Origin of the sequence: Caldimonas brevitalea (genome assembly GCF_001017435.1) — a bacterium.
GTDB classification, from domain to species: Bacteria; Pseudomonadota; Gammaproteobacteria; order Burkholderiales; family Burkholderiaceae_C; genus Caldimonas; species Caldimonas brevitalea.
The window spans coordinates 3,779,879-3,805,703 of the sequence record NZ_CP011371.1 but is presented as its reverse complement, the minus strand read 5'-3'; the positions used below and the strand labels follow the sequence as shown (position 1 = coordinate 3,805,703).

At 69.2% G+C, this 25,825-nt stretch carries 15 protein-coding genes; 13 read left to right on the top strand and 2 right to left on the bottom strand.

Features of this window, described 5'->3' with window-relative positions; translation table 11 throughout:
• The first annotated feature begins 11 nt into the window (after positions 1-11).
• The 11 genes from AAW51_RS16080 (at position 12) to AAW51_RS30005 (ending at position 19,383) form a co-directional block, all read left to right on the top strand.
• Complete coding sequence (locus AAW51_RS16080; RefSeq protein WP_047195404.1) at positions 12-4,679, top strand: MG2 domain-containing protein; 4,668 nt, start codon at positions 12-14, stop codon at positions 4,677-4,679.
• A 19-nt stretch (positions 4,680-4,698) separates the two neighbouring features.
• A complete protein-coding gene (locus AAW51_RS16075; RefSeq protein ID WP_053013643.1) occupies positions 4,699-6,483 on the top strand; it encodes a YfaQ family protein in 1,785 nt (594 codons plus the stop codon).
• Positions 6,480-7,244 carry a YfaP family protein gene (locus AAW51_RS16070; RefSeq protein ID WP_053013642.1) on the top strand — a complete coding sequence of 255 codons (765 nt, stop codon included), beginning with the start codon at positions 6,480-6,482 and terminating at the stop codon, positions 7,242-7,244. The genes AAW51_RS16075 and AAW51_RS16070 overlap by 4 nt, the downstream gene beginning before the upstream one ends.
• Positions 7,219-8,037: a YfaP family protein gene (locus tag AAW51_RS16065; RefSeq protein ID WP_083438344.1), complete on the top strand. Its 819-nt coding sequence runs from the start codon at positions 7,219-7,221 to the stop codon at positions 8,035-8,037. Before AAW51_RS16070 ends, AAW51_RS16065 begins: the two co-directional genes overlap by 26 nt.
• A gap of 474 nt (positions 8,038-8,511) precedes the next feature.
• A complete protein-coding gene (locus AAW51_RS16060; protein WP_238947610.1) occupies positions 8,512-9,882 on the top strand; it encodes a TIGR03013 family XrtA/PEP-CTERM system glycosyltransferase in 1,371 nt (456 codons plus the stop codon).
• Between the two features lie 59 nt (positions 9,883-9,941).
• The gene (locus tag AAW51_RS16055) at positions 9,942-10,577 is read left to right on the top strand and encodes an XrtA/PEP-CTERM system exopolysaccharide export protein (protein WP_083438343.1); all 636 of its coding nucleotides are present in this window, start codon (positions 9,942-9,944) and stop codon (positions 10,575-10,577) included.
• 148 nt (positions 10,578-10,725) lie between these two features.
• The gene (locus AAW51_RS16050) at positions 10,726-12,273 is read left to right on the top strand and encodes an XrtA system polysaccharide chain length determinant (RefSeq protein ID WP_047195403.1); all 1,548 of its coding nucleotides are present in this window, start codon (positions 10,726-10,728) and stop codon (positions 12,271-12,273) included.
• A gap of 15 nt (positions 12,274-12,288) precedes the next feature.
• Positions 12,289-13,212, top strand: a complete 924-nt coding sequence (locus tag AAW51_RS16045; RefSeq protein ID WP_047195402.1) for an XrtA-associated tyrosine autokinase — start codon at positions 12,289-12,291, stop codon at positions 13,210-13,212.
• A 1-nt stretch (position 13,213) separates the two neighbouring features.
• On the top strand, positions 13,214-14,764 hold the full coding sequence (locus AAW51_RS16040; RefSeq protein ID WP_047195401.1) for a TIGR03016 family PEP-CTERM system-associated outer membrane protein: 1,551 nt from the start codon (positions 13,214-13,216) through the stop codon (positions 14,762-14,764).
• A gap of 12 nt (positions 14,765-14,776) precedes the next feature.
• Complete coding sequence (locus tag AAW51_RS28260; protein WP_053013641.1) at positions 14,777-16,897, top strand: XrtA/PEP-CTERM system-associated ATPase; 2,121 nt, start codon at positions 14,777-14,779, stop codon at positions 16,895-16,897.
• Positions 16,898-17,727: 830 nt separating this feature from the next.
• Positions 17,728-19,383 carry a hypothetical protein gene (locus AAW51_RS30005; RefSeq protein ID WP_053013640.1) on the top strand — a complete coding sequence of 552 codons (1,656 nt, stop codon included), beginning with the start codon at positions 17,728-17,730 and terminating at the stop codon, positions 19,381-19,383.
• Between the two features lie 162 nt (positions 19,384-19,545).
• Here AAW51_RS30005 and AAW51_RS16025 read toward each other — a convergent pair whose 3' ends face one another.
• Positions 19,546-21,429 carry a CocE/NonD family hydrolase gene (locus AAW51_RS16025; protein WP_047195400.1) on the bottom strand — a complete coding sequence of 628 codons (1,884 nt, stop codon included), beginning with the start codon at positions 21,427-21,429 and terminating at the stop codon, positions 19,546-19,548.
• Between the two features lie 80 nt (positions 21,430-21,509).
• Positions 21,510-22,568 carry an acyltransferase family protein gene (locus AAW51_RS28250; RefSeq protein WP_053013639.1) on the bottom strand — a complete coding sequence of 353 codons (1,059 nt, stop codon included), beginning with the start codon at positions 22,566-22,568 and terminating at the stop codon, positions 21,510-21,512.
• A gap of 315 nt (positions 22,569-22,883) precedes the next feature.
• Between AAW51_RS28250 and AAW51_RS30000 the strand changes: the two genes are divergently transcribed.
• Both AAW51_RS30000 and AAW51_RS16010 read left to right on the top strand, forming a co-directional pair.
• Positions 22,884-24,164, top strand: coding sequence for a glycosyltransferase (locus AAW51_RS30000; protein WP_169788040.1), 1,281 nt, complete (start codon positions 22,884-22,886; stop codon positions 24,162-24,164).
• Positions 24,165-24,222: 58 nt separating this feature from the next.
• A complete protein-coding gene (locus AAW51_RS16010; protein WP_047195399.1) occupies positions 24,223-25,656 on the top strand; it encodes a hypothetical protein in 1,434 nt (477 codons plus the stop codon).
• The last annotated feature ends 169 nt before the right edge of the window (positions 25,657-25,825 follow it).

Genomic DNA, 25,825 nt, shown 5'->3' with positions numbered 1-25,825 from the left:
TGTCGACTCGCATGATCTCCATCTACGCTATCTCCCGCCGCTCGACGCGCCCGGCGCTGCGCTACGACACGGCGCTGTTGGCTCTGCTGCTTGCCGCCCTGTGCAGCCTGCTGGCGACGGGCGCCGCCCTCGCCGACGACGAAGACACGGGCTACATGCCGCCGCGCGGCGTGCCGTTTTTCCTGCTGACCGACACCAGCTTCGCGAGCAGCGACGAAGCCCGCGTGCGGCTGGAGGTGACGGGCGAACAACTCGCCGAGGTCGAACACGCCGGCGGCGCCGACATCGCGCTCTACCGGGTCGAGCGGCCCCTCGAGTTTTTGCGCCAGCAGCGCAACCTGCACCGCATCGATCTGAAGGCCGCTGCGCGGCCCGAAGGCCTGGCGAACACGCTGAGCTATCTGTGGGACCGCTGGTGGTTGCGCGCCCGGCAGATCTGGCAGAACCTCTTCAAGGGTGAGTTGCGCGTCAAGGTCACCGAGCAGGCGCCGCAGCTCAAGACCTCGCCCGACATCGGCAAGCCCACGGCCTACACCTACACCAGCGCCTACCGCTCCCTGCCAGGTCTCGCCGAGGTGCAGCGCATGCGCTACCCGGTGGCGGCCGCAAAGCCGATCGCACCGCCGTCCGATCTCAAGCTCAGCGGCTCGTCGAGCGAGTTCCGCCCGCCCGAGGAAGGCAACGTCTACATCCCGCTCGGCCGTCAGCAGCCCGGGCTGTACGTCGTCGAAGCCGCGGTGGGCCGCCACCGCGCCGTGACGCTGCTGTTCGTGTCCGACACGGTGGCCGTCACCAAGACCTCGGGCCGCCAGTTCCTGATCTGGACCGCACAGCGGGCCGATGGCCGGCCGGCGCAGGCCGAGGTGGTCTGGACCGACCTGGCAGGTGTGCTCGGCTCCGGCCGTACCGACGCGCACGGCGTGCTGGCGCTCGACCATGCGGTGCCGCAGACCAGCTACGCCTTCGGCGTCGATGCGCAAGGCGGTGTGTTCGTCACCGAAAACTTCTACTACGACAGCGAGATCTACAACGCCAAGCTCTACGCCTACACCGACCGGCCGCTCTACCGCCCGGGCGACGAGGTGAACATCCGCCTCTACGGCCGCGAGTTCACCTCGGCCACGCGCTCCACGGCCTTGCCGGCGGCTCCGGTCGAGCTGCAGGTGATGGATGCGACCGGTGCCCTGGTGCACCGTGAGCGCCTGGCCTACCACCCGCAAGACGGTGCCGCCGCCCGCTTGCGGCTGCCCGCCAATGCGCCGGCCGGCGGCTACGAGATCGTGCTGACCCGCGGCGAGGACAGCTACAGCGCCGCCTTCCGTGTCGCGCCCTACGTCAAGCCGCACTTCGAGGTGCTGGTGGAGCCGGCCCAGGCCAGCTTCAAGACCGGCGAGAAGATCAGCGGCCGCATCCGGCTGGCCTATCCCGACGGCAAGCCCGTCGCCAAGGCCAGTTTGCGTTTGAGCGCGCGCGCGCAGGTGTTGACGATGGTCGAATGCGATCTGCTCTACGGTGGCTTGTTCCCCCTGCAGATCGCCAACGACAAAGAGCTGCACACCGATGCCGACGGCGTGGCGGCGTTCGAGTTGCCGCCCGCCAAGGAGCCCAGTCGCTTGGTGCTCAGCGTGCTCGCGAGCGACGGCGCCGCGCAGCGTGTCAAGGCGACGCGCGAGATCCTGATCGAGCGGGCGGCCAGCGCCTGGACGCTGCAACCGCAGCGGCGCTACGCAGCCCCCGCCGAGACGGTGACCTGGAGCCTGAAGCCCGACGACGACGGCGCCGCCCAGCCGAGCAAGCCGACCGCCTGGCTGGCCATCCACCAGGAAAGCCAGACCCGCACGCAAGGCACGCTGGCGCCCGACGCGCAGCAACTGACGTTGAAGCTGGAACGGCCCGGCTCCTACACCGTCGAGCTGCGTGACGAGCAACAGCGTCTGCTCGGCGCCGCACCGTTCTGGGTGTCCGGCGGCGAGCTGAAGCCGCCGCAAGGCGCGATCGAGATCGTGCTCGACAAGCCGCGCTACCGGCCCGGCGACACGGCGCGCGCGCTGATCACCTTCCCGGTGCCGGTCGAAGATGCCCTCGTGACGCTCGAGCGGGACCGTGTCGAGCACTATGGCCGTTTGCTGGCGCCACAAGGCGTGGCGAACGTGCGCCGGCTCAACGAGCGTCAATGGGAGGCCACGCTGCAGGTGAAGGCCGACCATGCGCCCAACATCAGCTTCTCGGTGGCCTATGTGCACGGCCATGAATACGGCTTCCAGAATGCCGGCGTGGTGGTCGAGCAGCCGGCGCTGCAGGTGACGCTGCGCACCGACCGCGAGAGCTACCGACCGGGCGAGACGGTGGTGCTCGAGATCACCACGCGCGACGCCGCCGGCAAGCCCGCGGCGGCGGTGCTGAGCATCGGCGCCGTCGACGAGATGGTGTATGCGCTGCAGCCCGAGCTGGCGCCCAGCCTGCAGGAGTTCTTCTACCACCTGCGGCGCAACAACGTGCGCACGCAGTCCAGCCTGTCGTTCATCTCGTTCGACGAGGCCTACGACGCCCGGACCGCCGCGTCGATCGCCGGCCAGCGCCACGAGCGCGGCGTCAAACTGCTCGAGCGGCCGCGACGTGACGAACGCGACACCGCCTACTTCGAGCCGACCGTGCGCACCGACGCCAACGGGCGTGCCCAGGTGCGCTTCAAGGTGCCGGACGCGCTCACCCGCTGGCGCATCACCGCCAAGGGCTACGGCCTCGGTGACGCCGACGGCCTGGTGGGCGAACGGCGCGCCTTCTTCCTGTCCGACCAGCCGTACTTCGCGAAGTGGACGGCACCGACTTGGGCGCGCGAGGGCGACCGTCCGCAGGCCACGGTGGCCGTGTTCAACCAGACCCGCGAACGCCGCGCCCTCAAACTCAGCCTCGGCATGCCCGGCGCGGCACCGCTGGTGCGCGAGCTCGATGCCGCCCCCGGCGCAACCTTCGTCGCACTCGACCTGCCGCCCCTCAAGGCCTCGACCGAGGTCACGCTCGATGTGCACCACGGCAGCGAGCGAGTCGACACGCTGACCACCCGGCTGTCGGTGGTCCCGCGCGAGTGGCGCGGCGAGCAGGAGCTGATGGTGCCGGTGCCCGCAGGCAGCACGTCGACCCCGCTGGCCCTGCCGGCCGACGCCACCGGCGTACGCCTGCGCGTGCTGCCCACTGGCGTGGCGGCGTGGACCCACGTGGCCGACGGCCTGATCGAGCAGCCGCATGACGGTGTCGAACACACCGCCAGCCGCATCGTGCCCTTGGCGCTGGCGCTGCAAAGCCTGTCGGCCGACGTGCCGCCACACTCGCCGCTGCGCCAGCGTTTGTATGCCGCGCGGCTGCGGCTGGCCGCGCTGGCGGGCCCGAATGCGGTGTTCGGCTGGTGGGGGCAGGGCAGTAGCGCCGACAGCGCGTTCTGGAGCGCCTATGCCTACCACGCCGACCACCTCGCGACCCGCGCGCTCGGCATGGAGCTGCCGGCGGCGCACTGGGAGCGTCTGCTCGACATCTACAGCGAGAAGGGAGGGCAGGAGCCACTCGCGCAGCGGGCCTGGGCGCTGTGGCTGATGCACCGCATGGGCCTGCCGACGGCGACCATGACCGAAGGCCTGCTGGCCGAACTGGCGCAGGGCGAGAGCGAGGCGTCAGCTGCACCGACTGCTGCGAGCGCGGCTTCATCGCCGACCGTCGCACCGCCTCGCCGTGTGGCCGGCGGCCACTGGTTCACCGACGCCACGGCCGGGCGCGATCTCGCCTTGGTGGTCACAGCGCAACTGGCCCGAGCGCACCGCAAGGAACTGCCCCCCGCGGTGTCGGCCGGGCTCGAAGCGGCCTATGCGCGGCTCGAGACCTCCGAGGCGATGCTGTCGCAGGCGCTGCTGGTGTGGTCCGGGCGGCGCCCCGCACAAGGCGACGCCCTCGCTGCCGCCCTGGCCCGCGCGAGCCAGGCCGATGCCGGCCTCGACCGAACCCTGGCCTTGATCGTGCTGTCCCACACCAGCGGGCTGAGCTTGCGCGCCGAAGCACCGGCCGACGCGCCCAAGGCGGGCTGGACGGCGCGTGCATCGGCCAGCGGCCAGAGCGAGTGGGTGCCCGCAGGACGCGAGCTGCCCACCGCCGTCGAGTGGGCCCAGCCGACGGCGCAACCGCTGATGCTGTCGGTACGACTGCAGGGCCGCGTCACCTCACCGCGCAACACGCTGCCGGCGCAACTGCAGCGCCGGCTCTATCGCCTGCAACCGCAGGGAGCCTCTTTCGAGCCGGTGCTGGTGAAGCCGGGCGACGCCCTGTCGAGCCGCGAGTTGTACCTCGACGAAGTGACCGTGGTCTCGAAGCAGACGCTGTCGTTCGCGCTGGCCGAGCTCGCGCTGCCACCCGGCGCAAGCCTCGAGCCCAGCACCTGGGGTATTCGGCTGAAGTCCGGCGGCGCCGAACCGGCCGCCTTGGACCGCGCGATCGCCGAGGCCACCTCGCTCGGCTACAGCTTGCCGGTCGACAGCCTGCCGGCCGGCGAAAGCCGCGTGTTCCGCCACCTGGTGCGGTTTGCACAGCAGGGCAGGTTCCAGCTTCCCGCGGCGCGGCTGTGGCGGGTGTACCAGCCGCGCGCGCAGGCCGTCGAGGCGGCCGAAGGCGGTGGTTACGCCTGGCAGGTGCGGTGAGGGCAGATGGGGTGCGGCGATGAGGCGCAACCATGTTCGAACTGACCACGCGCCGTTCGCCGGCGTGTGGCGTGTGGCCACGGCAGCGCTGCTGGCCGGCGCGCTGCTGAGCGCCGCTCACGCCCGCGAACCCGGGCCGGGCGAACTGCAGCTCGCGTGGCTGGACGCCGCCGGTGAAGTGCAGGCGGTCACGCTGCGCGCCGATGGCAGCGCCAGCACCACGCGTGTGGAAGATCTCGGGCCCACGTCGGGCGTGGCGTTGGGCAGCCTGTGGAAGCTGGTGTCGTATGCACGTCTGGCCGAGGGCGCCGCGCGCGAGCCGGAGTACCGCTGCCAGGGCGGCAGACCCGACGAGGTGTATTGCTGCAACCCTGGCCAGCAGATCGGCCGCGGCACAGCCCTCTGGCGCTCGTGCGGCCTGTACTTCGACGCCACGCGGGTGCAGTGGGACCGGCTGCCGCCGGGCGGTGCTTTGGGCGCCTTGCCCCCCTCGATGGCCGCCCTGCAACAAGGCCGGCATCTGGATGAGCATCAGCGTGTCCCGCTGCGCGACTGGTTGTCGTGGTTGGGCCAGTGGCCCGCACCGGTGCGACAGCAGGCGCAAGACGACCTGCTGGGCTATTGGCTGCAGGGCCCGGGGCGCGCCGTGTTGGGGCAGGTTGGCAGCCGCTTGCGCGTCAAGACCTTCACCATGGCCCGCGAGGAGGCCGGCGGCCAAGGCCAGCGCTGGGCCGGCGCGTCGGGTTGGACGGGCGAGGGCACGCCGATCTGGATGGCGGCTCGCGGTACCAGTGCCCAAGTGCTGCCGACCTGGGCGGCGCGCGTGTTGCAGCATCTCGACGGCGAGGGGCTGCGAGCGGCGCCGTCCTTGGGGCAGGTCGCCACTGACGCAAGCGATGCCACCTGTGTCCGGGTCGACTACTTCAGCCGCTACCCGATCGCACGGCTGCATCCCGAGCCGTCGCAGCAGGGTGTGCTGCCGGCGGGGCACTACCGGGTGCAGTTCGCCAACGGACAACGGCTCTCGATCGAAAGCCGTCGTGACTTGCGCTGGTCGCGCGGCGACGACGGGCGGGTGCGGCTCGAAGGCCGGCTGACACTCGAGGACTATGTCGCGCGTGTCGTCGAGCGCGAGGGCCGTGCCGAACCGGCGGCCGCCGCCCAGGCCCTGGCCGTCGCTGCGCGCACCTACGTGCTGGCGCGCGGGCGGCCGGACGCGGGCTGCCTGGCGATTGCCGACAGCAGCGCCTTGCAGCGGGTCGCGCCGAGGCCGCCGAGCCGCGGCGCGCGTGCGGCCGCGACCTACACCGCCGGCCTGGTGCTCAAAGGCGCGGAGGGCCGCTACCACAGCAGCCAGGCGGCGCCCAACGTCATGTCGTGGGCCGACAGTGTGCGGGCTGCCGAAGCCGGCGAGCGCTTCGACGAGCTGCTGCGTCATGCCTATCCACAGGCCGCGTTGACGGCACGCGCCGGTGCGGCGGGCAGCAGCTGCGAAGCATTGCCGCTGGCCGAACATTGGCTGACCACCCGGCGCGCCGTGTGGCAGCGCATGTTGGCCGGTGAACCGGGCTACGCGCCGCCGGCGCAGGTGCGGGTGTGCCGGCTGGCCGGGGGCCGCCCGCACGCGCTGCGCGCTGCCGGCCGGCTGTACGTGAGCGGTGTGCAGTCGCTGGAGGAACGCCTGACGCTGACGCACGAATATCTGCACCTCGCGTTCTCCGGCCATCCGCGCAGCGCCGATGAATCTTTCATCGAGCGGCTCGCACGCCGGCTGCTCGGCCTCGACGACGAAGGCGCTTCATGAAGTACATGTTCATTCCTGCGATGGCGCTGGCCATGGCACTCGGTCCGGCTGCGGCACCGGCCCAGCAGTCGGTCACACTCGAGCTGCCCCGCGGCGGTTGGCGCACCGGCGGCGACCCGTCCGCAGCGTTTCTGCAAGAGGTGCACTACCCGGCGTCGCGTGTCGCGACGCGGGCCGACACCTCGGCACTGGCCCAGATCAAGGGACACATCGACGGCCACGCGAAGGCCGCCCCGGCCACCTTGGTCGTCAACGGTGTCGCGATGCCACTCGAAACCGATGAGGCCGGTGGCTTCCAGCGGCCCTATGCCTTCAGCGGCGGCTCCAACAGTGTCGAAGTGCGCGGCCCGCACGGTGTCAAACGGACCCAGTTCATCGACGCCGGCACCGGCGCCCGGCCGCGCTTGCGCGTGCTGCTCAGCTGGGACACGCCCGGCACGGATGTCGACCTGCACGTCATCACGCCGCGCGGTGCCCATGCCTACTACGCCCAACGTGTCATCGACGGCGGTGGCGCCCTCGACGTCGACGTGACCACCGGCTACGGGCCCGAGATCTTTGCCGCCACGCGTCCCGAGCGCGGCACCTGGCACGTCTATGTCAATTACTACGGCGGGGGCGAGGGCGGCCGGTCGACCACGATGGCCCAGGTGGCCGTGATCAGCGGCGAAGGCACCGCGTCCGAAACCCAGCGCGTGTTCCGCGTGCCCCTGCGCTCCACCGGAGACCTTCAACATGTGGCGAGCTTCAGCGTCCTGTAAAGCCGGTGCGCTGGTCGCCGCCTGTTGGCTCGCCAGCGTCACAGGTGCCGTCGCTGCCGAGGTGGACCTGCAGGGCCCGCGCGGCGGCTGGCACGCGGCCGGCCTGCTGGAAGACGACGAGCGCCCAGCGGTGGCTTATCCGCACAACCTCATCGACCGTGGCGCCCAGAAGCACCGGACCTTGATCCAGGGCCGACTCGCCACAGCGCAAGGACGCGACCGGCGCTCGCCCCACCAACTCGTCGTCAACGGCAATCCGATGCCGTTGTATGCCGGGGATGACGGCCGCTTCGTGCGGCCCTACGCCTTCGGCCCCGGCTCCAACTCGATCGAGGTGCGCCGGCCGGACGGCGGTGTGGCCAAGCGCCTGCAGTTCTACGAAACGCGCGGCAACGGCCCCAAGGCGGCGCTGCGCGTCATTGCCAGCTGGGACGACCCACAGGCCGAGATCGACATGCATGTGGTGACGCCCGATGGCCAGCATGCGTTCTGGGCGGCGCCTGTGTTGCAAGGCGGCGGCGGGCTGGACGTCGACAGCGTCGACGGCGCCGGTCCCGAGATGTTTTCGCTGTCGGCGCCACGCAAGGGTCGCTACCACCTGTACGTCAACTACTGGGGCAACTTCGGAGAAGCCGGCTACCACTTCGACGAGACGACGCGGCAGCGGCCGGTCATCACGGTCTCGTTGAGCGTCGTCACGCGTGAGAACACACCGCAGGAAAAGCGCGAAACCTTCGTCGTGCCCTTGCGGCGTATCGGTGATCTGACGTGGGTGAAGACGGTGGAGTGGTGAGCGCGCAACGTCGAGGGTATGTTGCGAGCCTGATGCGAGGGACGCGACGGACACCACCAGCGGGTGCTCGTCGCGCCTGCAGTCGCATGACCTACCTCAGGGTTCACGAGCGGCCTAAGAGCTGGCAGCTTTGCCATAATCACGCTCACACGACGCCCAAGCCGCATCGCGCCTCAATGTAACCTCGAGGTAACGCAACGCCGGTCGCATCGTGAGGGCCTGCTCCCCGGCCCGTAGGTCACCCTTCAATGACCTGCTCTCCACGTGTCCCAGACGAAGTGTTCACCGACACGCGCTGGACCACCCCTTACTCAAGGGGGCCGCAGCACCTACTTAGAGGATTGTGCGGAATTCACGGATGTGGAGAATGAGTTTCAAGAGTTTCACGAGCTTACCGCCCGCTGTCGTTCGGTCGAGGGAGCAACTGGGGAGGACAGAATGAGGGTGTTCCGCGTATTTCATCATCACGTCGCTTTGTCGACATTACTCGAGCTGTTTGCGGACAGCTTGTTGTGTTTTCTGGCCGCGCTTTTCATCGCGTCGGCCATTCACCTGGTGCCGGGTCAGCATGTGCAAGTGGTGGCGCAGTCCAACATCGTTTGGCTGGCCGCCGGCTTCGCACTGGCGATGCTGCTGCTGTACTCCTTCGTCGGTCTCTACCGACAAGGGTCCACACCGATGGGTCTGGGCACCATCCTGCGGCGCGCCTTGCTCGCCCTGCTGATCGGTGCCTACATCATCTATCTGCTGATCAGCGAGGTCGCCAACGGCCCGTCTGCCGGCTATGTGGCCGGCTTCGTCATGCTCTACCTGCTGGTGGGTCTCGTGATGGTGCGGGTGGCGGTGTTCCTGATGCAGCGGGCCATCGGTGCCCCGCGCGTGCTGATCGTCGGCACCGGGGCCGAAGCGCAGAGCGTCGCGCAAGACCTGAGTGCCTTGCGGCGGATCGAGCGCAAGGTGGTCGGCTTCTACCCGACGTCGACCGAAGGGCCGGCCGCCGTCTCGGGCGACAAAGTGTTCTCGCGCAGCCTGTCGATCGAAGAGGTGGTGCGGCAGAACGATGTCGACGAGATCATCGTTGCCGTGCGTGAGCAGCGCGGCGGCGGCATTCCGGTCGACCAGTTGCTGGCCTGCCGCATCCGCGGCACGCCGGTGCTCGACCTGGCGGGCTTCTACGAACGTGCCAAGGCCGAGGTGCCGATCGACAGCCTCAAGGCCAGCTGGCTGATCTACAGCCAGGGCTTCGTGCAAGGCCCGGCGCGCCGGGCGGCCAAGCGTGTGTTCGACGTCGTCACGTCGTCGCTGCTGCTCGTCATCACTGCGCCGGTGATGCTGCTGACGGCGCTGCTGATTCGCCTCGACAGTCCCGGCCCCATCATCTATCGGCAGGAGCGTGTCGGCCTCGGTGGCCGTTCGTTCATGTGCTTGAAGTTCCGCAGCATGCGCACCGACGCCGAGAAAGATGGTGTGGCGCGTTGGGCCACGCAGAACGACTCGCGCATCACGCGCGTGGGCGCCTTCATCCGCAAGACCCGCATCGACGAGCTGCCGCAGCTGCTGAGCGTGCTGCGCGGCGAGATGAGCATGGTGGGCCCGCGGCCCGAGCGGCCCAGCTTCGTCGCGGAACTGCAAGAGCAGATCCCGTTCTATGACCTGCGCCACAGCGTCAAACCCGGCGTGACCGGCTGGGCCCAGATCCGCTACCGTTACGGCGCTTCCGTGGATGACGCGCGCAAAAAGCACCAGTACGATTTGTACTATGTGAAGAACAACTCGCTGTTCCTCGACCTGCTGGTGCTGATCGAGACCGTGAGCGTGGTGCTGTTCCGCGAAGGCGCGCACTGAACCAATCAAAAGGCCGGTGCCTGCTGCGCCGGCTACATAGTGGGAGTGAGGAGCACAAGATGTCCTTGATGAGCAAGCGCGCCGCCGGGCGCCTGTTGCGTGCCGGTTGCAGTCTTGCCGCCGCGGCCGTGTTGGCCGCCTGCAGCACCACCGCCTCGTATCCGCCTGCGCCGACCAAGGCGCAGACGTCCGACCATCGTTACCTGATCGGCGCGCTCGACACGCTCAACATCGTCGTGTGGCGCAACCCCGAGCTGTCGACCTCGGTCACGGTGCGTCCCGACGGCTACATCTCGACGCCGCTGGTCGAAGACGTGAAGGCCGCGGGGCGCAACCCCAAGGACCTGGCACGCGACATCGAGAAAGCGCTCGGCAAATACGTGCGCGAGCCGGTGGTGACGGTGGTCGTCAGCAACTTCCAGGGCACGTTCTCGGAGCAGATCCGCATCGTCGGTGAAGCGACGCGGCCGCAAGCCGTGCCCTACCGGGAAAACATGACGGTGCTCGACGTGATGATCCAGGTCGGCGGCCTGACCGATTTCGCCAACGGCAACGGCGCGGTGCTGGTGCGGGGCTCCGAAGGTGGCAAGCAATTCAGCCTGCGCCTCAAGGACCTGCTCAAACGTGGCGACATCTCCGCCAATGCCGACATCAAGCCGGGCGACATCATCATCGTCCCGCAAAGCTGGTTCTGAGCACGCCGTCCTTGCGAGTGCCGCCCGGCCTGGCGCTGCATAAGCGGGCCGGGCTCCGTGTCGTTGATGCCCGCCGGGTGCGTTGCCGCCCGGCCGCCGCTGGCGCACCCGCGAGAGGGTGGCCTACAGGAACGAGGTCCGAGACTTTATGAACGAGTTTGTCCGCCAGGCCGCCGGCGTGCTGTACGACGTTTGGCAACGCCGCTGGATCGCGCTGGGTGTGGCGTGGCTGGCCGCCGTGCTGGGCGGGGCCATCGTCTTCATCGTGAAAGACCGCTACGAGGCGACGGCCCAGATCTACGTCGACACGCAGACGGTGCTCAAGCCGCTGATGGCCGGCCTGGCGTTCCAGCCCGACATCGACCAGCAGGTGCGCATGCTGGCACGCACGCTCGTCTCGCGCCCCAACGTCGAGAAGCTGGTGGACAACCGCGACATCGGCCTGATGCCGCCTGAAGGCAGCCAGCGCGAGCGGGTCATCAACTCCTTGATGACCAAGATCCGCGTGACGCCGAGCGGCGGCGGCAACCTCTACACCATCAGCTACCGCGACACCGAAGGCGAGCGGGCGCACCGGGTGGTCGAAAACCTCGTCAACCTGTTCGTCGAGGCGAGCATCGGCGGCAAGAAGCGCGACTCGCAGGAGGCCAGCCGTTTCATCGACGAGCAGATCGAAGAATACGAAGGCAAGCTGATCGAGGCGGAGAACCGGCTCAAGGACTTCAAGCTGCGCAATTTCGGCGTCTCGGGCATGTCCAACCAGGACTACTTCGCCCGCATGTCGGCGCTGGCCGACGAGGTCAGCCGTTTGCGCATGGAACTCGACGCCGCCGAGCGTTCGCGCGATGCCTTGAAGCGCGAGCTCAACTCCGAAGAGCCGCAACTGCCGCCCGAGGCAATGCTCCCGGCCACCGGCCCGGTGGTGTCCGAACTCGATGCCCGGCTCGACTCCCAGCGACGCCAGCTCGACGACCTGCTGCGCCGCTATACCGAAGACCACCCGGACGTGATCAGCGCCCGGCGCACCATCGCCAGCATCGAGCAGCAGAAGAAGCTCGAGGCCGAAGCCCGCGCGAGCCGCGGTGCCGGCAAGCCGGTGGCGGCGACCAACCCGGTGTTCCAGCGGCTGCGCGTCGCGCTGGCCGAGGCGGAGGCCAAGGTGGCCGCGCTGAGGGGGCAGCTGAACGCGCAGGAGTCGCGGCTGCAACAAATCCGCTCGGTGGCCGGGCGCGTGCCGCAGGTCGAGGCAGAGCTGGCGCAGCTCAACCGCGACTACGACGTGATCCGCAAGAACTACGAGCAGCTGGTGGCGCGCCGCGAGGCGGCGTCGCTCGGCGTCAAGATCGACCAGTCGTCGCAGCTGACCGACTTCCGCATGGTGGAGCCGGCCCGTGTGTCGCCGAGCCCGGTGTTCCCGAGCCGCAAGGTGCTGGCGCTGCTGGTGGTGCTGGCGGCGGCCGGCGTCGGCTGCGCGGCTGCGTTCGCGCTGACCCGCTTGTACCCGTCGTTCGGCGACGAGAAGACACTGCGGGAACTCACGCGCCGCCCCGTACTGGGCAGTGTGGCCGTCGTGCTGACGCCCGAGCGCAGCATGCTCGAACGCCGGCAGCGGCTGCAGTTCGCCGGCGCCACCGGCGTGTTCCTGTTGGTCAACATGGCGTGGGTCGGCTGGGTCGCCCTGCATGGCCAGATCTGAGGACGGTGACGCAAGATGAGCATCATTGAAAAGGCCGCCCGACGGCTCGAAGAACTGCGGCGCGCCGGGGTCGAGGTGCCGTGGGCCGAATCGACCTTTGCCGCCAGCGGCTACGTCGGCAGCGAAGACGCGCTCGAGATGTCGTTTGCGCGCGCGCCGCTCGGGCCGGCCGGTGCCCCTGCCGGCCTTGCTCGGGTCGCGCCGGCACCCGCGGTCGAGCGACGCTCGCGCGAAGTGGTGCTCGACCTCGACCGCCTGGCGCGCGCCGGCTACCTCGTGCCCGGCGAAGTCGAAGCCGCGCTGGCCGACGAATTCCGTGTCATCAAGCGGCCGCTGATCAAGAACGCGCAAGGCGAATCGGCAGCGCCGATACGACGCGCCAACCTGATCCTCGTGACCAGCGCGATGCCGGGCGAGGGCAAGACCTTCTGCGCCATCAACCTGGCCCTCAGCCTGGCGATGGAGGTCGACAAGAAGGTGTTGCTGGTCGACGCCGACGTGGTGCGCCCGGCGGTGATGGGCCGTCTGGGGCTGGGCATGGAATCGGGCCTGCTCGACGTGCTGAAGAACCCGCAGCTCGACCTCTCCGAGGTGATGTTGCGCACCAACGTGCCCAAGCTCAGCCTGTTGCCGACCGGCGCGCCCGGGCCGCACGCCAACGAGTTGCTGGCCAGCGCGGCGATGGAGCGTTTGCTCGACGAGCTGGCCACCCGCTATGCCGATCGCATCATCGTCTTCGATGCGCCGCCGCTGCTGCCGACCACCGAGTCGCGCGTGCTGGCCTCCCGAGTGGGGCAGGTGGTGATGGTGGTCGAAGCGGGCCGCACCACCCGGCCTGCGGTCGCCGAAGCCTTTGCGGCGCTGGAGAGTTGCCCGGTCGTGATGTCGGTGCTCAACAAGACACGCGTGCCAGCGGCCGTCGTCCGCTACGGGTACTGACATGAAGCGCCCGCCGCAAGCTCAGCGTGCGCGTTTGGCGCCGCTGTCCGGCTGGCTGCGGCTGGCCTTGTGCTGTCTCGCCGCCAGCCCGGTCACCGCGCAGACGCTGCGCGCCGACGCCGAGGTCACGACAACCGCGACCGCCACCAACAACAGCCGCTACTCCGACAGCGGCGATCGCCCGAGCGACCTGGTGCTCGACGTGGCGCCGCGCGTGCGCCTCGAGCGCCGCGGTGCCAGGCTCGACCTGTCGGCCGAGGCGGGTCTCAACGCCTTGCACTACACCGGTGGCACTCGGCCCAGCCGGGTGCTACCGGAAGGCCGGCTGCGGCTGCGGTCTGAGCCGGTCGAACAATGGGTGCACGTCGACGCCGACGCGCTGGTCGAACAGAGCGCCACCGAGGCGTTCTCCGGTCGTGCCGAGCTCAGCTCCTCGGTCGACCTCGCCACCACCACCCGGCTGCGCCTGGCGCCCTATGTCGAGCGGCGGCTGACGTCATCGCTGTCACTGCTGGCCCGCACCGAACACGACTGGACGCGCCGTGAAGGCGACGAGCTGCAGCCGGACCAGGAGCGGGTCTATCAGCAGCGCCATCTGGTGCGTCTGGCGCGGCAGCCGCTGCCCTTCGGCTTCGACGCCGAATGGTCGAAAGAGGATGCATCCTACGGCGGCGACAGCGTCTCGGCACTCGAAATCGAAACGCTGCGCGCGGTGGCGAGTTACGCCTTCGACCCCGAGCTGGTGCTGGGCGTGATCGCCGGCCACGAACGCAGCAGCTTTTTCGGCTCCACCGAAAGCGACGGCCTCTATGGCCTGCGGCTGCAGTGGGCACCGACCGAGCGCACCGCGCTCGACGCCGTGGTCGAGCGCCGTTTCCTCGGCACCGGCTGGCAGCTGCGCTGGCAGCACCGCTCGCCGTTCATCGCGTTCCACCTCAGCAGCAGCCGCCAGCCGGTGGTGCAGGGCACCTCGCAAGAGCTGGGGGAGGGCGGCGGCGACGTCGCCTCGCTGCTCGACGCCATCCTCACCACCCGCCATCCCGACCCGGTGCAGCGGGCGGCGCTGGTGCAGGACATGATCCAGCGCCTGGGGCTGCCGACGCAACTGATCGGGCCGGTGGAGCTGTTCTCGAACTACGCGCAGCTCGAGCAGGACACGACCGCCAGCATCGCCTTGCTCGGCCGCCGCACGACGCTGACGGCCAGTGTCTACATGCGCAAGCTCGAGCGGCTGCGGCGCGACGACGACCCGTTTGCAGGGGTCGCCGTCGGCACGGCCGACAGCGAGCAGCGCGGCCTGCTCGTGAATGTCAACCGCCGGCTGACGCCCACCACCCAAGGCGACGTCCGCCTGTCCTGGACGCAAGTGGAGGGCCTCGGTCTGCTCGAGGGCTCGCGCAGTCGCGAGAAGGCGCTGCGCGTCTCCTTGCATCACAATCTCTCGCCGCGGTCCTTCGTCACGTTCGGCGTGCGCCGCCAGCTGCTCGACTCCAACGTCAGCGGCCCCTCGCAGGAAAGCGCGGCGTTTGCCGGGCTCGGCCACCGCTTCTGAGAACAGCACCTCATGTACGAATCGCACTTCGGCCTCACCGGCGCGCCGTTCCAGCTCAACCCCGACCCGTCGTTCTATTACGACAGTCGCGGCCATGCGAGCGCCTTGGCCTATCTGAAGTTCGGCGTCTATCAAGGCGAAGGTTTCATCGTCGTGACCGGCGACATCGGCGCCGGCAAGACCACACTGGTGCGCACGTTGATGGGCGGGCTCGACCCGCAGCATGTGGTGGCCGCCCAGGTGGTCAGCACGCAGCTGGAGTCGGGCGACCTGCTGCGCGCGATCTGCACCGCCTTCGGCATCGCGCCGGCCGGCAAGAGCAAGGCCGAGCTGATTGCCGGCCTGGAGGCGTTCCTGACGGCCGTGGCGGCCAGCGGGCGGCGCGCGCTGCTGGTGGTCGACGAAGCGCAGAACCTCAGCCTCGAGGCGATCGAAGAGTTGCGCATGCTGTCCAACTTCCAGTTGGAAGAGCATGCCCTGTTGCAGAGCTTTCTGGTCGGGCAGCCGGAGCTGCGCAAGCTGCTCGAATCGCGTTCGATGGAGCAGTTCCGCCAGCGCGTGATCGCCTCCTGCCACCTCGGACCGCTCGATCTCGAAGAAACCCGCGCCTATGTCGAGCACCGCTTGAAGCGGGTGGGGTGGCAAGACCGGCCGCTGTTCGACGCCGCCGCCTTCCAGGAGATCCACCGCTGGACCGGCGGCATTCCGCGACGCATCAACCTGCTGTGCAACCGCCTGCTGCTCGGCGCCTACCTGGGCAGCACCGACGAGGTCAGCGCGGACCTGGTCGTGCAGACCGCGCGCGAGATGCGTGGCGAGGTCGGCGACCCGGCCCTGACCACGGCGCCGGCGGCCCACCTCGCCGCCATGCCGGTCGATGCGGCGGCGGCGCGGCTTGCGGCGCGCGGCAGCGACGACAACGCAGCGCCGGTGCCCGCCCTCGTGCGTCGCACCCATGTCGCCGGCATGCAGGTGCAGCGACCGCTGCTGTGCCTGGTCGACGGCCCGACGAGCTACATGAAGGCTTGCGCACTGGCCGATGCCTGCGCCCAACAATCGGGCCTGCCCCCGGTCGTGGTGCTGAATGCCGGCAGCGAGGACGACGTCGCGCTGCCGCCCGGGATGGCCGGGCTGCTGCCGTTGCCGGCGATGGACCTGCACCTCGGCCTGCCGCCGGGTGGCTACGCCGAGCGGGCCGCGGCCGTGTTGGCGGGCTTCGACGCCTTGCGGCGCGAACTGCAACCCACCGCCGTGCTCGCGCTGGGCGCCGACGACGCGGTGTTGACCTGCAGCCTGGCCGCGCACAAGGCCGGCGTCCCGCTGGTGCGGGTCGACGCGGGCAAGCGCAGCGCCGACGCCGGCGTCGCACAAGATGCCAACCCCTTGCTGCTCGACCGGCTGGCCAACGCGCTCTACACCAGCGAACTGACCGCCCACTACACCCTCTACCGCGAAGGCATCGCCTCCGATCGCGTGCACTGCTTCGGCAACCTGATGCAGAACGTGCTGCACCAGGTGGCGCCGCTCGCGCCGCCGCCGGAATCCACCCTGAAGCGAGACGTGTCAGCGGCGCGCGGGCTGCAGCCGGCCAGCGGTTTCGTGCTCGTGACGCTGCAATTCGATCCGGAATCCACCCGGGTGGAAATCCTCAGTGATCTCGTCTCGGGTTTTGTCGCGATGCCGCCCGACCTGCAAGTGGTGTGGCCCATGCGCGATGAAACGCGCGAGGCCCTGGAGCGGGTGGGCCTGGGGCGGTGGATCAAGAACAGCAAGATCGACGCGATCGACGAGATCGACTATCTCCAGAGCCTTGGCTTGCTGCAGCGCGCCGCCTGTTTGCTCACCGGCCCGGAAGGCCGGCTGTGCGAGGAGGCCGCCGCCTTGTCGGTGGTGTCGGTGCGGCTGCTGCCGGTCGCCGAACCCACCGACCCGACGAGCGCCGCGAGCACGGCGCGCGACGTCGAGCGCGCCTTGTCGCTGGTCCGCGAGGCGCTATCGCGGGGGCGGGCGCCGACCGAGGAGCCCGGTTTCTGGGACGGCGGCCCGGCCGCCAGAATGGCCGAACACCTGGGGCACTGGCTCTGGCGGGCGGCGTCAAGCGAGGCCGAGCGCCTGGCGACCCATACACCCTGAGCGCGTGGCGGAGGGCCGGTCGGAGCGCCGCCGAACACGGGACGAGGGCAGGGATTCCTGCCCTTTTTTTCGAATTCTGGGACGCCCGCCGGGGCCATCATCCCATTCTGCGCGCCCGGGCCCTCGTTCGCGCTTGGTCGCCGGCGGGCCGGCCTCGCGCTTGTGCCGCTAGAACGCAAGAATCGACCGCTCGGCGGTGTCTGGGCCTCGAAATTCGTGACGTAGATCACGATCTGGAGCCTTTCGAGGGCCGTGGAACTCGCGCCACTTTGTAACCCGCTTCTTTGTTTCAGGTCTGTACAGAGGCGTCCGCGTTGCAACGCCTTCCCACGGCTCACGGGGTCTGCGAGTTTCTACCGACCCGTTACTTCTTTTCTGTAAGAGCTGCACCACCCGTACATCGGGTTACGTGAGCGCAGGTTCACTTACATTTCTGCCCTAAGGCAACCCTAGGATCGCGCCGCATTCGAGGATGTACCCGCCGGAATTCAACATACGGCGGCACTCAGCACCAGGGCCAACATAAAAGCAGGACACGCCGTTCCCACGCGGTGAGGTCACGGCACTGGAACACAAGGCCGACACGAGCAAAAGCTGCGCAATACGCGGCAGGGATCTGCTCGGCCTGAATGTGGGGTCATTGGGGTTTCGCCGTGAATCAAAAAACCATCGACCGCGCCCGCGTCCTCCGGGTTGCGCAACTTTTCGCCACGTGTGCCGTTTTGTCCGCCTGCGGTGGCGGAGGCGACAGTGCTTCGACCGATGCTTCGCTTGCGTCATCGGACACCCATCAGGCAGACGGACAACCAGGCGAGGACCGCGAAGACGCGATGGGCCGCCGCTTCTATTGGGACGGCGAACAATGGGTCCGCGTCCAGGCGCCCGCTCCGGCACCGCTGCCGCCCGTGCCGGCCCCTGCGCCCGCACCCACGCCGGCGCCTGCCCCCGCACCGACTCCGGCCCCCGCGCCTGCACCCGTGCCGGCACCCGCCCCGACGCCGGCACCTGCACCTGCCCCGACGCCCGCTCCGGCGCCGGCGCCCGCTCCGAACACCGCCCCGCCGCAACTGTCGCTGACCGCCTGCCTGCCCTCCGGCAAGGGCCGCGACTACCAGGTCGGTCCGGGCAGCGGCCAGATTGCCAACCTCGAACAAGTGCCCTGGGAGAAGCTCACCGCGGGCGACACCGTGCGCGTCTTCTGGCGTTCGACGCCCTACCGCGGCAAGGTGCTGCTGGCAGCGCAAGGCCGTGCCGATGCGCCGGTGCGTCTGTGCGGCGTCCCCGGTCCGCAAGGCCAGCGCCCGATCATCGACGGCGCCAACGCGGTGACCCGCCGCGGCCTGGCCTACGGCCACGAGCTGCATGAATCGCGTTCCGTGATCGTCTTCAATCGCCTGTCGAACCAGGACTGGACGGCCTACCCGCGATACATCCAGGTCGACGGCCTGCAGATCCGCGGTGCCCATCCGAAGAACCAGTTCACGTCGTCCACCGGTGCTCGCAAGAACTATGTCGAGTTCGGCGCCTGCCTGTGGGTCGAGCGTGGCCACAACATCACGATCGCCGACAACGAGATCAACGATTGCACCCAGGCCATCTTCAGCCGCTCGACGGAAGACGGTGACTTCGCCGTCACGAAGAACCTGCGCATCGCTGGCAACCACATGCACGGCAACGGTGTCGTGGGCAGCTATCTGATCCACACCACCTACGTGCAAAGCGTGGGCGTGACCTACGAGTTCAACCACTACGGTCCGCTGCGCGCCGGTGCCTTGGGCAACGCGCTGAAGGACCGCTCGGTGGGCCCGGTCATCCGCTACAACCGCATCGAAGGCGGCGCCCGCGCGCTGGACCTGGTGGAAGCGGAAGACTACTCGTCGGTGGCGCTGGCCGACCCGCGCTATCGCACCACGTATGTCTACGGCAACCAGATCAAGAAGGACGGCCGCGAGGGCACGACGATCCACTACGGTGGTGACCATGCCGGCAACGAAGCCAGCTATCGCAAGGGCACGCTGTACTTCTTCAACAACACCGTGCACCTGACCGGTGACGGTTATGCCGTGCTGTTCCAGCTGTCGACGACGCAGGAGAAGGCGGAAGTCTGGAACAACGTGTTCTTGTTCGACCCGGCGATCCAGTACCCCCGTATGCGTGAAGGCCAGGACAACGCGCCCGGCATCGCCTCCGGCGGCATCGTCAACCTGGGCCGCAACTGGATCGACGCCAAGTGGAGCGACGCCGGCCCGTGGCACACCGTGGGCGGTCAGCTCAACGGCCGGCACAACCTGATCACCGGCACCACCCCGCCGGTCGACATCAAGACGCTGGTGCCGCTGAGCGGCAGCCGGGTGGTGGACGCTGCGCAAGCTGCGCCGACCGCCGCCAGCGGCTTCCCGGTGAAGGGTCAGCTGGACCGTGCCTACCTGCCCGCGAACCGCACGGTCAAGGGTGTCGGCATGGACCTGGGCGCGATCGAGCGCTGAACCTTCCCGCCGGGCGGCACTTCCGCCGCCCGGGTCTCGGTCTCAAAGAGCGGCTTCTGCCGCTCTTTTTTCATTGGTGCGCCGGAAACGAAGCGGTGGTCGGAATACAAGGGGCGAGCACCGCCTGAGCGAGGCCGGAACCGATGTGTGGTCCGTCGCGCCTTACGGCTTGCGCCCGTCGGCCACGTCGTCAGGGATCACCGGCAGCTCCAGATAGGAGGGGGTCGCCGGCCCGTGATAGACGCGGTTGCGCGCCACCACCGGGAGGCTCTGGTCGAGATTGCCGCCGCCCGTGTTGAGGTTGCGCTCCAGGCGCGGAAAGCTGCTGCTGCTGATATGCAGCCGCAGCCGGTGGCCGGCCGGCAGGCGGTAGGCGATGGAGCGCATGTCGACGGTCAGTTCCACCGGCGTGTCGAGTGGCAGCGGCCTCGGCGCCGCGTACCCTTTGCGATAGCGCGCGCGCAGCACGCCTTCCTGGATGGTCGTCGCGCGGCCATCGGGCCACACGTGTACCAGGCGCGCGACGAAGTCGGTGTCGGGCGCGCTCGACGACACGGTCAGGCGTGCCTTGAGGTGCCCCGCAATGCGCAACGGCCGCGCCAGCGGCTCGGAGGTGTAGACGAGCAGGTCGGGGCGGCTTTCGATGGTGCGTTGATCGGCCGGCCCCGGGCGAAACGCCGGGTCGCCGGTGCAGCAGATCGAGCCGCCCAGCGTGGGCACTGGGTCGAGCGGGTCGTAGCGGTACTCGTCGAAACCGCTGGCGCCTTCGGCCGGTGTCAGTTGCAGCCGGCCGTCGCCGTCACGTCCGTTCGCGTGACCCTGGCTCTGCAAATGCCACTTCTCGATGCGCGCTTCGGGCGGTGGCCACCGATCGGCCGATCGCCAAACACCTTCGCCGATCACGTAGTAGAGATAGGCCGGAAGCCCGGCAGGGCCCTGGCCTTCGCCCTTCAGCCAGCGATCGAACCACTGCAGATACCACTCACGGTACGGCTGTTCGGCGCCGGGGATGTCCAGCTCGCCGAACTGCCCCGATGCCGCATTCTCTTCATGGCTGCAATGTGTGCCGGGGGCGATCACGACATGCTGCGGCGCGGTTGCCGGCGTGGTGGTCCGCATCAGTTCGGCCATGCGCAGCGTTTCTTCGATGGTCTGGTCGCCCCAGGTGTTGATGACCAGCGCGGGCGTCGCGAAGCGGTCGTCGTCGAACACATAGTCGAGCCCTCGCCAGCGCGGGTCGTTCAAGGGCGTGCCGACGAACCACGGGTAGCCGTTGGGCCCGGGGCGGTGGCGCCCCACCAGCCCGGCCACCGGCAGCTCGCGCAACGCAGCGCTGCGGTCGAGTCGTGGCGGCGCGGGCACGTCGGGCCGGGCGGCCCCGCTGTCGAGGAACCAGCCGAAGCCGCTGGCCAGTTGGAACACGCCGCCCTCGTACCAGCCGTAGTGCGCGTGCTCGCTGCCGAGCGCGCCCAAGGCGCCGCCCGCCGCCATCGGCACCATGGCCGCATGGGCCGGGTGGCGCGCGCGCGCCAGCATGTACTGCAGTTCCCCCAGCGCCGAGCAACCCCAGGTGCCGACCTTGCCGTTCGACCACGGTTGCCGGACGATCCAGTCGAGCGTGTCGACGCCATCCTGGGTGCCATGGCGCCACGGGAGGAATTCGCCGGTGGAGTCACCGGTGCCGCGGAAGTCCTGGACCAGCACGGCATAACCGTGTCGGGCGAAGAACAAGCCGGCGTTCAGCGCCTCGCCGTATTTCAGGCGGTGATAGGGCAGTCGCACGTACACCGTGCCGCGCCGCTGCAGGTCGGCCGACGGCAGGTACAGCGAGGCGGCCAGTTCGACGCCGTCGCGCATGCGCAGGCGCAGCGTGTGGTCGACCTGCAGGCCATACAGACGGGCGCGCAGATCGGTGCGCCAGTGCAGCGGCACCGCGTCGCCCAGGGGGCCGCGCCACAGCGCCGCGGCGCCGGCCAGGACCAGCGCCGTCGCGGCGCCCACGACCAAGGCGGTTCTGCGCCGCCGGAGATACGAGGCCTTCGCCATCAAATGCTCGTCAATGATTCAAGCCGCCGATCGACGGCCCGCAACGCGCCGAGACCGCCTGGGTGCGCCAGCTGCGGCGATCAGGGGGTGGCGAGCCGCAACCCGCCGGCCCCGGCCAGCGCCCGTCGCAAGCGCGGCGCTAGAGGCCGTTCGACATAGCGGTGCAATGCCCAGGCCAGCACGCCGATCACGGCGCAGGTCAGGGTCACCCGCAGCCAGAAACCCAGGGCCTGCCAGCCGGGTGCTTCGATCAGCAGATAGCCGATATTCTGATGCAGCAGGTAGACCGGGTAGGTCAGCGCACCGGCCCAGAAGGTCCAGCGCGACGCGGCCATGCGCCAGCGGTCGAAGGCGATCAGCGCAAAGACGCCGAAGAACATCGACACCAGTGCGGCGCTCACCACCGCACTTTGCACGCTCGCCTCGGCACCCGCTTGCTTCAGCCAGGGGGCCACGGCGACGTAGAACAGCGCCAGGCAAAACGACCACAGCCACAGTCCGCAGCGCTCGAGGCTGGGCCCATGCTCGCGGATCAGGTAGCAGCAAACGCCGGCGGCGAAGAAGGGCGCCCACTTGGCGTTGAGCCAGAACTCAAGCGGATAGATCGGCCGCACGGCATTCAGGGTCGACAGGAGCAACCAGCCCGCGAGCAGCCAGGTGGCGCGCGGCAACAACCCGAGCACGAGGGCGGCCCACACCATGATGTAGAAGTGCAGCTCCACGGCGAGCGACCAATAGGCACCGTCGACGAACTCGACGCCCAGCCAGTGGGGCGCCATCGTCATGTTGGCGGCGAGCTGCGGCAGGGTGACGCCGAAGAGGGTGCTGCCGAAGCTCCAGGCGACCAGCGCGGTGAGCGGCGCGGCCACCCAGAAGGCCGGGTACAGCCGCGCGGCGCGCGACGCCACGAACTGGCGGCCGCTGACGCCTTGCGCGCTCATGAAGATCACGAAGCCGCTGATCATGAAGAACAGGTGCACGCCGAGGTAGCCGTACTGGGCCGCGCCGGCCAGCCAGCCGGGGGCGTGGCCGTGCAGCCAATCGGCTTGCTGGCCGCGCCAGAGATAGTGGAAGGCGACCACCATGGCGCAGGCGATGCCGCGCAACAAGTCGATTTCATGAAAACGATGGCGCTGCATCTGTCCGACCGCTCGAGTGACTGGCGCCCCGCTGCAAGGGGCATGAGGCGGGGTGGCGTACTTGGCACCACCCTCGACGAGGACCGGTGGACCCCGCCATGCGGGGCGCCAACGAGACCCTCGCCAGCAGCTGCGGGGCACTGGTGGCCTGTAACCCTGGAACCGTGGAATCGGAAGCCACCAGACGGTCGACGATGGGCCCGACTATCGGGGGTGTCCACACGGGACGCAATCCCCCATCCAGGCGGCCACGCGCCGGCCGGCGCGCTGCCTTTCTTCGGCACAATGCCGGGCACTATCTCTGGGGTGAGAACCATGCAGTGCTCCGACATTGCTTCTTTGCGGGTCGCGGTCACGGGCACACACGATACCAACACGACACCGGGCAGCCGCGCTGCCGACGCCACATCGCCGGGGGGCCGGCGGCTGCGCATCGCCTTGGTGACGCCGATGCTGCCGGTGCCGTACGACCAAACGCGCGGCCGCTACATCCATGAAACCGCACGCTCGCTGGCCCAGCTGGCCGACGTGCGCGTCTTCTTCCAGTCGCTGCGGTATCCCAACCTGCCGCTGTTGCGCCCGCGCAGCTTTCTATATGCAGACGTGCCGGCCGACTACCGGCTCGACGGTGTCGACGTGGAAGCCTTCAGCTATCCCGCCGTGCCGGTCGTCTCGCGCATGCTCAACGGCCACGTCGGCGGCTGGGTGCTGCAGCCGCGGGTCAAGGCTTATGCGCCCGACCTGGTGCTGGCCTACTGGGTCTACCCCGACGGGTATGCCGCGGTGCGCGTCGCACGCTCGCTCGGCGTGCCTTGTGTGGTCGGCGCGCTGGGCTCCGACATCCATGTGCGTTCGGGCCTCAACGTCTACATGACACGCAAGACGATCGGGCAGGCCGATGCGCTGCTGACGGTCAGCGAGGCGATGCGCCACACGGCGATCGACGATTTCGGTGCGCGTCCGGAGCGGGTGCACACCATCGTCAACGGCTTCAACACGGCGGTGTTCCGGCCCGGCTGCCAGCGCGAGGCGAGGGCGGAGCTCGGCTTGCCGGAGCAGGGCCGCTACATCGTCTACGTCGGCCGTTTCGTCGAGGCCAAGGGGCTGCTGGAACTGGTGAACGCCTTCTCGCAGCTGGCGCAGGACGACCCTGCGGTGCGGCTGGTGCTGATTGGCGACGGCGTGATGCGCGACGGCCTGCTGGCCCGCGTCGCCGCCTCCGGCTTGTCGGAACGTGTGCTGGTGCCCGGCGGCCTGGCGCCGCTCGAAGTGGCGCGCTGGATCCGCGCCAGCGATGTGCTGACGCTGCCGAGCTGGTCGGAGGGCTACCCCAACGTGGTGGTCGAGGCGGTCGCCTGCGGTCGCCCGGTGGTGGCGACCGACGTCGGCGGCACCGCCGAGATCGTCAACCCGTCCAACGGCATCCTGGTGCCGCCACGCGACGCCGGCCAGTTGCAGCGCGCCTTGCGCGAGGCGCTCGACCGCCACTGGGACCATGACGACATCGCCGCCAAGATGAAACGCAGCTGGGACGACGTGGCCCGCGAGACGCTCGCGGTGTGCGAGTCCGCGGTCGCGGCCCACCGGCGCGGCTGAGGCATCGTGTCGATGCCGCTCGCCGCACACCAAGCAAGCAACTGAGGGAAAACAAGACATGAGCGACAAGCGCAAGGTGCTGCTGCTGGAGTTCAACGAGATCAACTGGAACGTCATCGACCGCCTGGTTGCGACCCGCGGCGAGCAGTTCCTGCCCAACCTGATGCGCTTGCGGCGCGAAGGTGCGTGGGGGGTGCAGTCGGCGGTCGAACGTCCGCCGCTGCTCGACCCGTGGATCACCTGGGTGACGCTGCACACCGGCGTCTCGCAGGCGGTGCACGGCGCCTCGGTGCTCGAGCAGAAGGGCGAGACCATCCGCGCCAAGCGCACCTGGCATTACGTCAGCGAGGCCGGCCGCAAGGTCGGTGTGTTCGGCAGCATCAGCGCCTACCCGCCCGAGCCGGTGCGTGGCTTCATGGTGCCGGGGCCGTTCGCGCCGGGCGACGAAACCCATCCGCCGCGGCTGCAGCCGGTGCAGGCCATCAACCGCCGCTACACGCAGGTCCACAACAAGACCACGCGCGCCCCGGGCATGTTCGAGAACGTGCGGACCGGCGCCCAGCTGTTCGGCTTGGGACTCAAGCCCGCCACCTGCGCTCGCATCGCGACCCAGCTGGCCCGCGAGCGGCTGACCCCGCATCTGCGCTGGCAGCGCGTGAGCCTGCAGCCGCGCCTGAACTTCGATTTCTTCGCCTCGCTCTACCAGCGTGAGCGGCCCGACTTCGCGACCTGGCACAGCAACCACGCCGCGCACTACATGCACCACTACTGGCGCGCGTGGGACGACAGCGCCTTCCCGGTCAAGTCGCCGCCGGATGAAAAGCGCAAGTACGGCGAAGCCGTGCCCTATGGCTACCGCCTGTGCGACGAGCTGCTGGGCCGCGCGATGCGTTTGATCGACCGCGACACCGTGCTGGTGGTGGCTTCCAGCATGGGCCAGCAGCCCTACATCAGCGACAAGTACCGCGAAGGCAAGGTGGTGGTGCGGGTGAAGGACATCGAGGCCCTGCTGAAGCTGCTGGGCCGCGACGGCGTCACCGAGGTGGTGCCGACGATGGTGCCGCAATGGAATGTGCACGTGCCGGATGCCGGCCGCCGCGCCCAGCTGAAGCAGCGTATCGAAGCGGCCCGCCGCACGGTGCGCGGTGTCACCGAGCCGGCCTTTGCGGTCGAAGAGACCGAAGACTGTTTGACGCTCACACCGCTGGGTTTGACGCAGCTCGAGCAGGGCGTGCGCTATCACTTCCCCGAGCGCGCACAGGGGGCGGCCGAGTCCCACACGCTTGAATCGCTGTTTGCCGCCGACACGCCGACCGTCAAGCAGGGCATGCACCACATCGACGGCGTGCTGGGCTTCTGGGGCCCGAGCATCAAGCCCACGTCGTTGCAGCCTTGCACCAACCTCGACGTCGCGCCGACCATGCTGTCCCTGATGGGGCTGCCCGTGCCGTCCGTGATGGAAGGCCGGGTCATTGCCGGGCTGGCGCAATGACGCAATAGGGCGCGCGCGGCCATGCGGGGTGACGCAAACCCGCCAAGCCCGGTTGGCCGGTCGCCAGCTTGCCACTCGCCTCGCTTGCGCTTGATGTCCGGTGGCTCCGGACCAGAGCCGTTCTCACCTTGATCGACCGATCCTTGCGCTGATGGCGGCGGGCACGGCC